General features: G+C 75.4%; 11 protein-coding genes. 4 read left to right on the forward strand and 7 right to left on the reverse strand.

Going from position 1 to position 12,775, the window contains the following annotated elements; translation table 11 throughout:
* Window positions 1–14 precede the first annotated feature (14 nt).
* Window positions 15–824 (reverse strand): SDR family NAD(P)-dependent oxidoreductase, encoded by an 810-nt coding sequence (locus AC3EVP_RS35935; RefSeq protein WP_435137728.1) that lies wholly within the window; start codon window positions 822–824, stop codon window positions 15–17.
* Window positions 821–2,140: an enolase C-terminal domain-like protein gene (locus tag AC3EVP_RS35940; protein ID WP_435137731.1), complete on the reverse strand. Its 1,320-nt coding sequence runs from the start codon at window positions 2,138–2,140 to the stop codon at window positions 821–823. The genes AC3EVP_RS35935 and AC3EVP_RS35940 overlap by 4 nt, the downstream gene beginning before the upstream one ends.
* Before the next feature lie 305 nt (window positions 2,141–2,445).
* Between AC3EVP_RS35940 and AC3EVP_RS35945 the strand changes: the two genes are divergently transcribed.
* On the forward strand, window positions 2,446–3,435 hold the full coding sequence (locus tag AC3EVP_RS35945; protein WP_435137734.1) for a PAC2 family protein: 990 nt from the start codon (window positions 2,446–2,448) through the stop codon (window positions 3,433–3,435).
* 12 nt (window positions 3,436–3,447) lie between these two features.
* Here the strand turns inward: AC3EVP_RS35945 and mshC are convergent, their stop codons facing one another.
* From mshC to AC3EVP_RS35965, 4 genes are all read right to left on the reverse strand, one after another.
* Window positions 3,448–4,677 carry a cysteine--1-D-myo-inosityl 2-amino-2-deoxy-alpha-D-glucopyranoside ligase gene (mshC, locus tag AC3EVP_RS35950; protein WP_335975284.1) on the reverse strand — a complete coding sequence of 410 codons (1,230 nt, stop codon included), beginning with the start codon at window positions 4,675–4,677 and terminating at the stop codon, window positions 3,448–3,450.
* 83 nt (window positions 4,678–4,760) lie between these two features.
* A complete protein-coding gene (locus AC3EVP_RS35955) occupies window positions 4,761–5,747 on the reverse strand; it encodes an SCO1664 family protein (RefSeq protein ID WP_435137738.1) in 987 nt (328 codons plus the stop codon).
* The gene (locus AC3EVP_RS35960; protein WP_335975281.1) at window positions 5,711–6,301 is read right to left on the reverse strand and encodes a DUF3090 domain-containing protein; all 591 of its coding nucleotides are present in this window, start codon (window positions 6,299–6,301) and stop codon (window positions 5,711–5,713) included. The genes AC3EVP_RS35955 and AC3EVP_RS35960 overlap by 37 nt, the downstream gene beginning before the upstream one ends.
* A 105-nt stretch (window positions 6,302–6,406) precedes the next feature.
* Window positions 6,407–7,135, reverse strand: a complete 729-nt coding sequence (locus AC3EVP_RS35965; protein ID WP_335975278.1) for a histidine phosphatase family protein — start codon at window positions 7,133–7,135, stop codon at window positions 6,407–6,409.
* 366 nt (window positions 7,136–7,501) lie between these two features.
* On the opposite strand from AC3EVP_RS35965, the gene AC3EVP_RS35970 reads away from it, so the two are divergent.
* Window positions 7,502–8,089: a hypothetical protein gene (locus AC3EVP_RS35970; RefSeq protein ID WP_335975275.1), complete on the forward strand. Its 588-nt coding sequence runs from the start codon at window positions 7,502–7,504 to the stop codon at window positions 8,087–8,089.
* A 40-nt stretch (window positions 8,090–8,129) separates the two neighbouring features.
* Here the strand turns inward: AC3EVP_RS35970 and AC3EVP_RS35975 are convergent, their stop codons facing one another.
* Window positions 8,130–9,185, reverse strand: a complete 1,056-nt coding sequence (locus AC3EVP_RS35975) for an LLM class F420-dependent oxidoreductase (protein ID WP_335979602.1) — start codon at window positions 9,183–9,185, stop codon at window positions 8,130–8,132.
* Between the two features lie 133 nt (window positions 9,186–9,318).
* Between AC3EVP_RS35975 and AC3EVP_RS35980 the strand changes: the two genes are divergently transcribed.
* Together AC3EVP_RS35980 and AC3EVP_RS35985 are read left to right on the forward strand one after the other, a co-directional pair.
* A complete protein-coding gene (locus AC3EVP_RS35980) occupies window positions 9,319–10,296 on the forward strand; it encodes an aldo/keto reductase (RefSeq protein WP_335979601.1) in 978 nt (325 codons plus the stop codon).
* A 287-nt stretch (window positions 10,297–10,583) separates the two neighbouring features.
* Entirely contained in the window at window positions 10,584–12,698 is a 2,115-nt protein-coding gene (locus AC3EVP_RS35985; protein WP_435137745.1) for a helix-hairpin-helix domain-containing protein, read from the forward strand.
* The last annotated feature ends 77 nt before the right edge of the window (window positions 12,699–12,775 follow it).

The following is a 12,775-nucleotide window of genomic DNA, read 5'->3' on the forward strand; positions in this document are numbered from 1 at the left end:
CGGCAGGCAGGACCCTAGTCGGCCGACGGGCGCAGCCGCAGGCCCTGCATGCCGCCGTCCACGGCGAGACTGGCCCCGGTGACGCTCGCGGCCGCGGGGCTCGCCAGGTAGACGATCGCGGCAGCGACCTCGTCGGCGCTGACCAGCCGCCCCATCGGCTGCCGGGCGTTGAGCGCGGCCCGCTCGGCGGCCGGGTCGCCGGCCTGGTCGAGCAGCCGGCCGACCCACGGCGTGTCGGCCGTACCGGGGTTGACGCAGTTCACCCGGACGCCTTCGCGGACGTGGTCGGCGGCCATCGCGAGGGTCAGGGCGAGCACGGCGCCCTTGCTGGCGCTGTACAGGGCCCGTTGGGGCAGGCCGGCGGTGGCCGCGATGGAGCAGGTGTGGGTGATCGAGGCGCTGCCGGGGCGGGCGGCCGCGGCGGCGCGCAGGTGCGGCAGGGCGGCGCGGGCGGTCCGCACCAGGCCGAGCACATTGATGTCCAGCACCCGCCGCCACTCGTCGTCGGCGTTGTCCTCCACCGTCCCCACGGCGCCGATCCCGGCGTTGCCGACGAGGATGTGCAGGCTGCCCAGGGTGCCGACGGCCTCGGCGACCGCGGCGCGCACCGCCTGGTCGGAGGTGACGTCGGCCTGGACCGGGACGGTGCCCTCGGGGGCGCCCGCGGGGTCGCGGTCCAGTACGGCGACGCGTGCGCCGCGGGCGGTCAGCAGCCGGGCGGTGGCGGCGCCGATGCCGGAGGCGCCGCCGGTGACCAGGGCGGTCAGGCCGGTGAGGTCCTGGGCGGAGGCGGTGGGGACGGGGGTGTGCGGGACGTCGGTCATCGGGCTGCCAGCTCCTGTCGGGCCACCCAGACCGGACCGTCCGGGTAGCGGTAGTCGGTGAGGGTCGCGGGGACCATGCGGGCGGAGAAGCCGGGGGCGGTGGGCGCCCGGTAGCGGCCGCCCGCCACCACCGCGGGGTCGGTGAAGTGCTCGTGCAGGTGGGGGACGTACTCGATCACGCGGTCGTCCCAACTGCCGGAGACGGCCACGTAGTCGAACATCGAGAGGTGCTGGACGAGTTCGCACAGGCCGACGCCGCCGGCGTGCGGGCAGACCGGCACGCCGAACTTGGCGGCCAGCAGCAGGATCGCCACGTTCTCGTTGACCCCGGCCACCCGGGCCGCGTCGATCTGCACGAAGTCCACGGCGCCGGCCTGGAGCAGCTGCTTGAACACCACCCGGTTGGCGACGTGCTCGCCGGTGGCGACCGGCACCGGCTGTCCGGCGCGCACCGCCGCGTGCCCGAGCACGTCGTCGGGGCTGGTCGGCTCCTCGATCCAGTACGGGTCGTAGGGGGCGAGCGCGCGCATCCACGTGATCGCCTCGGCCGCCTCCCAGCGCTGGTTGGCGTCGACGGCGATCCGGATGTCCGGGCCGACCGCCGCCCGGGCCAGCCGCATCCGCCGCAGGTCGTCGTCGAGGTCGGCGCCGACCTTCAGCTTGATCTGGGTGAAGCCGGCCGCGACCGCCTCGCGGGCCAGCCGGGTCAGCTTCTCGTCGGTGTAGCCGAGCCAGCCGGGCTCGGTGGTGTAGGCGGGGTAGCCCTCGCGGCGCAGCCGCCGCGCCCGCTCGGCGCGACCGGGTTCGGCGCGGCGCAATATCTCCAGGGCCTCGTCGCGGGTCAGCGCGTCGCCGAGGTAGCGGAAGTCGACCAGGTCCACGAGCTGTTCCGGGGTCATCCCGGCCAGCAGTTCCCACACCGGGCGGCCGGCCCGGCGGGCGGCCAGGTCCCAGGCGGCGTTGACGACCGCGCCGGCCGCCATGTGCATCACGCCCTTCTCCGGGCCGAGCCAGCGCAGTTGCGAGTCGTGGGTGAGCAGGCGGGCGAAGCCGCCGAGGTCGGCGGTGACGCTGTCCACGGTGCGGCCGACCACGTACGGGCGCAGGGCGCCGATCGCGGCGGCGACGACGTCGTTGCCGCGGCCGATGGTGAAGCACAGCGCGTGTCCGGCCAGTTCGTCCGGCCCGTCGGTGCGCAGCACCACATAGGCGGCGGAGTAGTCCGGGTCGGGGTTCATGGCGTCCGAGCCGTCGAGCTGCTCCGAGGTCGGGAAGCGGATGTCGGACACCTCGACCCCGGTGATGGTCGGACTCATGCACTCTCCCGTCACGAGACATCGGATCTCTATCGGTGATCCGATGTATAGCCCCGTATGGTGCGCTCCGTCCAGAGGGAGGCCGGAAATCATCGACAACAGATCCGACGTATTCCGGTTCCGGTGGCCGGGGAGCCGGCCGGCGGGGTGTGCGGGGCGGCGCGCGGGGCGCCGGCCCCGGCGCGGACTGCGGCGCACCGCCCCCGACGCCGTAGGCTTGTTCCCGCACGTGGACGTACACCGCGCGCACGGCAAGCCGGTACGGGGGCGGACCGCCGCCTCCGCCGGCCGGAAGGAGGAGCTGGGTGATCGAGCTGGAGGGTGTTCCCGAGCTGATCGACCCGGTCATGGTGGCCGCGTTCGAGGGCTGGAACGACGCCGGGGACGCGGCCTCCACCGCGGTCGACCACCTCGACCGGGAGTTCAAGGGCGAGGTCTTCGCGGCACTCGACGCGGAGGACTACTACGACTTCCAGGTCAACCGGCCCACGGTGTGGATGGACGGCGGCACCCGGAAGATCACCTGGCCCACCACCCGGCTGTCGGTGGTCCGCATCCAGTCGCCCAAGCCGCGCGACCTGGTGCTGGTGCGCGGGATCGAGCCCAGCATGCGGTGGCGCTCGTTCTGCAACGAGATCCTTGGCTTCGCCCACGAGTTGGGCGTCGAGATGGTCGTCGTCCTCGGCGCGCTGCTCGGCGACACCCCGCACACCCGGCCCGTCCCGGTCTCCGGGGTCACCTCCGACGCGGACCTGGCCGCCACCATGAACCTGGAGGAGTCCCGCTACGAGGGCCCCACCGGCATCGTCGGCATCCTCCAGGAGGCGTGCACGCACGCGGGCATCCCCGCGGTGAGCCTGTGGGCCGCGGTGCCGCACTACGTCTCCCAACCGCCCAACCCCAAGGCCACGTTGGCACTCCTGAACCGGCTGGAGGACCTGCTCGACCTGCGCGTCCCGCAGGGCGAGCTGCCCGAGGACGCCCGCGCCTGGCAGGTCGGCGTCGACCAACTGGCCGCGGAGGACAGCGAGGTCGCGGAGTACGTCCAGACGCTGGAGGAGGCGCGGGACACCGCGGAGCTGCCGGAGGCCTCCGGCGAGGCCATCGCCAAGGAGTTCGAGCGGTACCTGCGGCGCCGCGACCCCGGGGACTACGCGACGAGCGAGGGTACGGACGGGGTGCCCAACTTCCGCGCCAAACCCGAGCCCCGTCAGGAGCCGGAGTCCGCTCCTGACGAGGCCGAGGGCGACGGCGAGAGCGGCTCCGGCTCCTCCGGGGAAGACGGCGACGAGTAGCGGCGCGCCGTATTACAGGGCCACGCCCAGGAGGGCGTCGACCGTGCGGGAGACCAGCCCGGGGGCACCTGTGTCCGTACCCCCACCCGCCGCCTGCGAGGCCGCCCAGGCGTCGACGGCGGCGAGGGCGCGAGGCGCGTCCAGGTCGTCCGCGAGGGCGGCCCGCACCTCTTCGAGCAGCGCGTCGGCGGAGGGCCCGTCCGGGCGGGAGACGGCGGCGCGCCAGCGGCCGAGGCGGGCGACGGCGTCGGCGAGGACGGCGTCGGTCCACTCCCAGTCGGCCCGGTAGTGGTGCGCGAGCAGCGCCAGCCGGATCGCGGCCGGATCGACCCCGTCCTTGCGCAGCGCGGAGACGAAGACGAGGTTGCCGCGGGACTTGGACATCTTCTCGCCGTCGAGGCCGACCATCCCGGCGTGGACGTACGCCTTCGCGAACGGGTACCCGCCGGTGAGCACCTGCGCGTGCGAGGCGCCCATCTCGTGGTGCGGGAAGGCGAGGTCGGAGCCGCCGCCCTGAACGTCGAAGCCCATCCCGAGATGGTCCAGCGCGATCGCCACGCACTCGATGTGCCAGCCGGGCCGCCCGGGCCCGAGGGACGCGCCGTCCCAGCTCGGCTCGCCCGGCCGCTCGGCGCGCCACAGCATCGGGTCGAGCGGGTTCTTCTTGCCCGGGCGCTCCGGGTCGCCGCCGCGCTCCGCGGAGAGCACCCGCATCGCCGCCGCGTCCAGGCGGGAGACCGAGCCGAAGTGCGGGTCGCACTCGACCGAGAAGTACACGTCGCCGTCCACGTCGTAGGCGGCGCCCGCCTCCCGCAGGCGCTCGATCAGCGGCACAATGCCGGGTATGGCCTCGACGGCGCCGATGTAGTGGGCCGGGGGCAGCAGCCGCAGCGCCGTCATGTCCTCGCGGAACAGCGCTGTCTCGCGCTCGGCGAGCGCGGTCCAGTCGTCCCCGGTGTCCGCGGCCCGCTCCAGCAGCGGGTCGTCCACGTCCGTGACGTTCTGCACGTACTCGACCTGGCGCTTCGTGTCGAGCCACACCCGCTGCACCAGGTCGAACGCGTTGTAGGTCGCCGCGTGCCCCATGTGGGTGGCGTCGTACGGGGTGATCCCGCAGACGTACAGGCGGGCGACCGGACCGGGCTCGACGGACACGAGTCCCCCGGTCGACGTGTCGTGCAGACGGAGGGGGCGTCCGGTGCCCGGAAGGGCGGGGACGTCGGAGGCTGGCCAGGCATGCATGAGATGAGGGTAACCGGGCGGCCTCGCGCCCACTCCTCGCGGGCCCGGCGGAAACCCGCCCGTGACCAGGCCCTCCAGCCCGATCAGACCGGCGGCCAGGGGATGGCAGGCCACTCGCCGGAGGGCGAGGGATGGACGCCGGTGGCCAGGAGCCGGTCCACCCGGGCGCGCAGGGCGGCGGTCTCGGCGGGGGTGAGGAGTTCGGCCAGCCGGTCGCCGAGCGGGCCGGAGAGGTCGGCTCCGAGCTGTCGGAGCATGTCGGCGGCCTCGGGCGGCAGCGGCTCGCCCGCCCACCCCCACAGCAGGGTGCGCAGCTTGTCGTCGGTGTGGAAGGTCACGCCGTGGTCGATGCCGTAGAGCCGGCCGTCGGCGGCGACCAGCAGGTGGCCGCCCTTGCGGTCGGCGTTGTTCACCACGGCGTCCAGGACGGCCAGCCGGCGCAGCCTCGGGTCGTCGGCGTGGACGAGCAGCGCGGTGCCGCCGCCGTCGAGTTCGGCGCGGACGACCGCCTTCCAGCCCGGCGCCGGCTCCAGGTCCTCCGTCAGCGCCAGCAGCGCACCGGCGCCCCCCGCGCCGCCGGCCTCCTCGTCCGCGCCCGCGTCCTCACCGGCGTCCTCGGCCGGGTCGTCGTCGTCCGGGTCGTCCTCGTCCGCGGAGTCGATCCACAGCTGGACCATGCCCTCGCCGTAAGGTCCGTCGCGCAGGACGGTGGGCGGCACCAGGCCCCAGCCGGTGGCCTCGGAGACGAGGTAGGCGGCGACCTCGCGCTCGGCGAGGGTGCCGTCGGGGAAGTCCCACAGCGGACGCTCGCCGCGTACCGGTTTGTACACGCAGACGACGGTGTGGCCCTCGTGGGTGCTCTCGCACAGCAGCACGGCGTTGGACGCGTCGCGGATCTGCCCCCGCACCGTCAGCTCGCCGTGGCGCAGCGCCTCGATGTCCCGCGGGTCGAACGCGGCCGGAGCGACGGCCGGAGTGACGGCCGGAGTGACGGCCGGTGCCGCGGTGCCGGTCCCCGGGTCCGTCCCGGTGCTCAGGCCGACCTCCGGTACCCGTTCTGGCGCGGGCATACATGTCCTTCCGGGTCCAGGGGCAGGCTGCACAGCGGGCAGGGCGGGCGGCCGGCGGAGACCACGTCGAGCGCGCGCTTGGCGAACGACCGGGCCTGCGCGCCGGTGAGCAGCACCCGCAGCAGCGGCGGGCCGTTCTCGTCGTCCTGGAGCAGCTGCTCCTCGGCCGCCTCCAGCTCCTCCTCGTCCCCGCCGACCAGCTCCACCAGGGCCTGTGCCTCGATGACCATCCGCTCATGGGTGCCGTCCCACGCCAGCGCCATGGTGCCGACCCGGAACTCCTCCTCGACCGGCACCTCCAGCGGGGCGGCGTCCAGCATCTCGCTGGGGGCGACGGCGGGCACCGCGGCATTGCCGCCGGTCCTGCGCACCACCTCGTCCAGGAGTTCGTCGATGCGCTCGGCGAGCGCGGCCACCTGCGTCTTCTCCAGCGCCACGCTGGTGGTCCGGCCCAGCGCGGTGGCCTGGAGGAAGAACGTCCGCTGTCCCGGCTGACCGACGGTCCCGGCGACGAAACGCTCCGGGTGTTCGTAGAAGAAGACCTGACGGGGCACGCCCTGCTCCGTTTACTCGACGCGATCGGATGGATCGACTGTGCTGGTGGCGGGCGGCACACCGGGGCGCGGGCCGCCGGTCATCCACCCTACTGCGGAAGGAGATCACGAGGTGCCGGTCGAGCCGCCCACCACCGCGTCCCCGGGGTCGATCCGGCCCGCCGCGCGCGCGTCCGCGGCGCCCTCGGCCGGCGGCACCGGGATCAGCCCGGTGAGGTCGCCGGTGTCGCCCAGCCGCAGCAGGAACGGCCGGTGCGGGGTGTAGCGGACCACCGTAACCGAGCAGGGGTCGGCGTTGATCCGCTGGAAGAGGTCGAGGTGCATGCCGAGCGCGTCGGCGACCAGCGCCTTGATGACGTCGCCGTGCGAGCAGACCAGGTACAGCGCGTCCGGGCCGTGCGCGGCCTCGATCCGGGCGTTCCAGTCCCGTACGGCGTCGACCGCGCGGGCCTGCATCGCCCGCATCGACTCGCCCTCGGCGCCGGGGAAGACCGCGGCGGAGGGGTGGCGCTGCACGGTCTCCCACAGCGGCTCCGCGACCAGCTCGCCGATCTTCCGGCCGGTCCAGTCGCCGTAGTGGCACTCGCCGAACCGGTCGTCGGTGTGCAGCGGCAGTTCGGACCGGGTCGCCAGCAGCGGGCCGACGGTCTCCTGGCAGCGCTCCAGGGGGCTGGCGACGACCGCGGCCAGCGGGAGCGCGGCGAGGCGGGCGGCGAGCGCGGTGGCCTGGGCGCGCCCGGTGTGGTCGAGGGCGACGCCGGGGGTCCAGCCGGCCAGTACGCCGTCGGTGTTGGCGGTCGAACGGCCGTGCCGGACGAGGATCACGGTGGGCATGTCCGCCACCGTAACCCCTTCCGGGCAGGCGCGTTGTGCTGGGTGACGGCCGTGGCGGGGAAGATCCCCCCGAGCCCCCACCACGGCCGCCGAGGGGCCGCCCGCCGCCCGGCCCGTTTTCCGAGCGTCTTTGCTCGCCGCTGACCGTGTTTTGCTCCCGCCTGACGCCCCGTTGCCTGTGCTTTGCATGCCCGTCAGGAGCCGTGCGCCCGGCGGCCGGTCGGGGTTTGCCGGTCCTCGCCCGCAGGCTCCGGCTTGTCACTCCCCGTGGGTAAGGTGCAACGGGGGACGGGTCGAGTCGGCCTGATGAGTCGGGACCGCGAAGCAGGTGTGGAGATGTTCAGCAAGGCGACGAGGAGCCGCCCGATGACGGATCTGGGCGTGGGTACCGCAGGCGCGGACTGGTCCGCCCACCCCCGGCTGAGGGACGCCGTGCAGGCCTACTTCCTGCACCCGGACATCGCGTTGGAGGCGATCGGCGGGGTGCTCGGCCGGCGCCGCGTGCGCGGCTTCACCCTGGAGCGGGTGGTGGACCTGACGGAGGCCGGCACCTCGATCTGGCAGGAGGCGGCGGTCTGCGACGGGCGGCGGCTCATCCTGTGGCACAGCGAGGAGTCCGCCGACGAGAGCGCCCCGGGCGGGACCGTGCTGGACTCCTCGGTGCAGGTGCTGCCCCTCGACGCGATCGGCCACATCGGCATGCGCACGCTCGTCGGGCACGACGAGCGCGGGCACCGCGTGGACCGCGGGGTCTACCTGGTGCTGGCCACCGCCATGCCCCACGAGGTCACCACCATCCAGCCCGACCCGGACGCCCCGCCGCCGCACGTCACTGCGCGCCTGCGCCCGGAGTCCTTCCGGTTCAGCAAGTCCCTGGAGGACGGCGGCCCCGGCCAGATCGCCCGCCTCATCGACTTCGGCCGCCTGCTGTCCCGCCTCGTCCCGAGCGGCTAGGACCCGAGCAGTTGGGAAGGGCGGGGCAGCCCGGGAGGTCCTAGGCCAGCCCCGCCAGGGTCAGCGCCTCGACGCCCGCGCGCAGGCCGGCGAGGCGCTCCTCCAGCGTGAACCCGGACGGGGCGAGCGAGAGCGTGGTCACGCCCGCGGCGGCGTACTCCTTCATGCGGTCCGCGATCCGCTCCACCGGCCCCAACAGGCAGGTGGAGTCGATGAGTTCCTGCGGCACCGCGGCCGCGGCGGCCTCCTTCTCGCCGGCAAGGTACTTCTCCTGGATGTCGGCGGCCTCCCGCTCGTACCCCATGCGCCGCGCGAGCTGGTTGTAGAAGTTCTGCTTGCGGCTGCCCATGCCGCCGACGTACAGCGCGGTGTACGGGCGGAAGGTGTCCGCGAGCTTCGGCAGGTCCGCGAGGGAGCCGAGCGACAGCGGCAGCGTGGGGCAGACGTCGAACCCGTCCATCGTCAGCCCGGCCTTCTCCCGGCCGGCCCGCAGCGGGCGGATCGCGGTCTCGGCCAGGTGCGCGGCGGACGGGAAGATCAGCAGGGCGCCGTCGGCGATCTCACCGGTCTGCTCCAGGTTCTTCGGGCCGATCGCCGCGATGTACAGCGGGATGTGCTCGCGCTGCGGGTGCACGGTCAGGCGCAGCGCCTTGCCGGGGCCGCCCGGCAGCGGCAGCGTCCAGTGCTCGCCCTCGTACGACAGCCGCTCGCGGGTCATCGCCTTGCGGACGATGTCGACGTACTCGCGGGTGCGGGCCAGCGGCTTGTCGAACCTGACGCCGTACCAGCCCTCGGAGACCTGCGGCCCGGACACGCCCAGGCCCAGCCGGAACCGGCCGCCGGTCAGGCTGTCCAGGGTGGCCGCGGTCATCGCGGTCATCGCGGGGGTGCGCGCGGGGATCTGGAGGATCGCCGAGCCGACGTCGATCCGCTCGGTCTGCGCGGCCACCCAGGACAGCACCGTCGGCGCGTCGGACCCGTACGCCTCGGCGGCCCAGCACACGGAGTACCCGAGACGGTCGGCCTCCTGCGCGACGGCGAGGTTGTCCGCGTCCATCCCGGCACCCCAGTAGCCGAGGTTGATCCCGAGCCGCATAGCGCTCCCCTAACTGCGTACTGGCCAGTAACGTCGTTGTCCCCCCGGACTTTAGCGCCTCGGCCCGGCGAACGCGCCTGTCGGGTACGTCACTGCTCCCCATTTGCGGGGCCGTTCGCTAGCCTCAGCGGTCATGGAGCACAGGCAACTCGGCCGCACCGGCCTCCGCGTGTCCCGGCTCGGGCTCGGCACGCTCACCTGGGGGCGCGACACGGGCGAACGGGACGCCGCCGACCAGCTCAAGTCCTTCTGGGAGGCGGGCGGGTCACTGGTCGACACCGCTGACGTGTACGCGGACGGAGGCGCGGAATACCTCCTCGGCCGGCTGATCGAGGACCTGGTGCCCCGCTCGGATCTGGTGATCGCCACGAAGGCGGGCAGCGTGCCCGACCCGGACCGGCGGTTCGACACCTCCCGGGGGCACCTGCTGGCCGCGCTCGACGCCTCGCTCCAGCGGCTCGGCACCGACCACGTCGACCTGTGGCAAGTGCACGCCTACGACCCGGACACGCCGCTGGAGGAGACCCTCCAGGCGCTCGACATCGCGGTCAGCAGCGGCCGGGCCCGCTACGTCGGCGTCTCCAACTTCTGCGGCTGGCAGCTCGCCAAGGCCGCGTCCTGGCAGCTCGCGTCGCCCGGGCGCACCCCGCTGGCCAGTACGCAGATGGAGTATTCGCTGCTCCAGCGCGGGGTCGAGCGCGAGGTGCTGCCCGCCGCGGTCGACCTCGGGGTGGGGCTGCTCCCGTCGTCGCCGCTCGGGCGCGGGGTGCTCACCGGCAAGTACCGCAACGGCACCCCCGAGGGCTCGCGCGGCTCCTCCGAGATGGCCGCGTTCGTCGCGCCCTACCTCGACGAGACCGCCGGGCTGATCGTGGACGCGCTGGCCATAGCGGCCGACGGGCTGGCGGTGTCCCCGCTGCACGTCGCGCTCGCCTGGGTACGGGACCGGCCCGGGGTCAGCGCGCCCATCCTCGGCGCGCGCAACGCCGCGCAGCTGAGCACCGCGCTGTCGGTGGAGGGCCTTACGCTGCCGGAAGAGATCTGCTCGGCCCTGGACGACGTCTCGGCGCCGCTGCACCGCTACCCGGACCACGACTGGACCACTCTCTGAGCGCCGTACCGCTCCTTGAGTGCTGTACGGCGCGGTCGTCCCGCTCCACGGAGGCTTTCCGCGTGACCACCCCGACCCCGTCCGACGACTCCACCGCGCCCCCGGCCACCGGCAGCGCCGCCACCGCGGACGGCCCCGCCGTGCCCGCCGCGCGCCCCGGCCCGGCCGGGAAGCCGGACCTGGCGAGCCTGGCGGCGGCGATGCGCTCCATCGAGCGCGGTGAGAGCCCGGCGGCCCCCGCCCCGCGCGGCGACGCGGCCGAGGCCCGGCGCAAGCGGCGCGAGGCGATGGCGGAGGAGACCGCCCGCCTCCAGGCCCTGGAGGCGGCGGAGGCCGTCCCGGCGGGTGGTTCCGCGGCGCCGGACGCGGACGCAGACGCGGGCCCGAGCGCGCCGGACGCCGTTGACGGTGACCCCGAACCCGCCCCCGCCACCGCCACCGACGCGGGCGGCACGGGCGACGACGACGGGGAGAGCCCGCACAGCGACCCGGCCGCGCCCGAAGGCACGGACAGCGCCGAGGTGGACGCCCGGGGCAGGGAGCCGTCGTCGTCCGGTCCGCTCGGCAAGGAGGCCGCGGGGGCAGTCCGGGAGCGCCCGGAGCCGCGCTCCGCTGCCGCGGGTGCGGCGGTCCGGGGCCCCTTGGACGCGGTGGCGGTGGCGGCCGCGCGGGAGGTCCTGGCCGGGGGCGGGGCGCCCGGGGAGCTGGCGGAGCCGGTGGTGCGGGCGCTCGGGGAGGGCGCGGCGGAGCTGGTGCGGGCCGACCCGTGGAGCGTGCTCGGCCTGCCGGGGGTACGGGTCGGCGTGGAGCAGGTGGACGCGTTCGCGCGGGCGGTGCTGGGCGAGGCGGCCGGCCCGGGTGACGAGCGGCGGGTGCGGGCGCTGGTGAGCCATGTGCTGGACCGGGCCGCCGAGCAGGGCCACACCGCGCTGGGCGCGGACACGCTGCGTACGGCGCTCGCGCGCTACTCCGTGCCGGACCCGGACGCCGGGCTCGCGGCGGCCGTGGAGGAGGGCCGGGTGCTGGCCTTCCGCGAGGCGCCCGAGGGCGCGGAGGGCGCCGCACAGCACGCCGGCGATGCCGAGGGCGGCGAGGACGGCGCGGACGGCGAGGACGGCGAACCGGCGCCCGTACGGCTGCTGTTCGGCCTGGACCGGTACGCCCTGGCGGAGGAGAGCCTCGCCGACGGCTGCGTGCGGCTGCTGCGGTCCTTCGAGGGCCCGCGGGAGGACGAGGCGCCCGGGTGGGAGGCCGCCGCGGCCGCCGCCCCGTCGCCGTCCGCGGCCGAGCTGATCCGGGCGGCGGGCGCGAGCGGCCTGGTCCTGCACACCGGCGGCGAGGCGGCCCGCGCGGAGCCCGCCGCGCTGGTGGCGGCCGCCCGGGCGGCGGGCCTGCGGGCGTACGCCGCCGCGTACACCGACAGCGGGCGGCGGCGGCTGGCCGAGGTCCCCGGGATCGGCGCGGAGGGCGCGCGGACGGTCGTAGAGCTGCTCGCGGGGGGCCGGGCCGCCGACGGCAGCCTGCCGCTGGACCTGCTCGCGGTGCTGGACGCCCCGCAGCTGTCCGTCGAGGAGGCCGCCACGCTGGTCGAGGCGGTCCCGGACGGTGCCCGGCTGGTGCTCAGCGGGGACCCGCACACGCTGTGGTCGGCCGGTCCGGGCCGCGCGTTCGCCGACCTGCTCGCTTCCAAGGCGTTCCCGCGGGTCACCTCGCGCACGCCGGACCCGGGGCCGATCGGCGAGCTCACCTCGTACGTGGCGGTCGGGGAGCTGGCCGCGGTGGAGGCGCCGGGCAAGGAGGTCGTGGTGGTCCCGGTGCGGGCGCCGGGCGAGGCGGTGCACCGCGCGGTGCAGCTCGTCGCGGACTCGGTGCCGCGCGCGTTCGGGGTGCCGCCGGGTGACACGCAGGTGATCACCCTCGCGCACGGCGGCCCGGTCGGCACCCGCGCGCTGAACGCGGCGCTGAAGGAGCGGCTGAACCCCGGCCCCGGCCGGTTCGGCGGCTTCGACCCGGGCGACCGGGTGGTCCATGTGCCGGCGCCGGGCCGTACGTATCCGGCCACCGTCGTGGGCGCCGACCAGGAGGGGCTGCGGCTGGCGGGCGCGGACGGGCCGGTGCTGGTGCCGCGCGCGGAGGTCGGGGCCACGGTCCGGCACGGCTGGGCCGTCACCGGCCACCAGGCGGCGGGCATCCGCTGGCCGGCGGCGGTCGTGGTGGTGCCGGGTGACGCGGGGCCGCTGCTCACCCGCGGCTGGGTCTACACCGCCTTCAGCCGCGGCGAGCGGCACCTGTCGGTCGTGCAGGGCGCGGAGCAGGCGCTGGCGGCCGCGGTGGCCGGGCCGGTGGCGAAGGAGCGCACGACACGGCTGGCGGCGGTGCTGCGGGAGCTGGCCGCGCAGTAGGCACGCGGGGGCAGGGCGGGAGCGGCAGCGGAAGCCGGGGGCGGCGGGCGGGGGGGGGGGGGGGGGGGGCCCCTCCC

The organism is Actinacidiphila sp. bgisy144 (assembly GCF_057708105.1).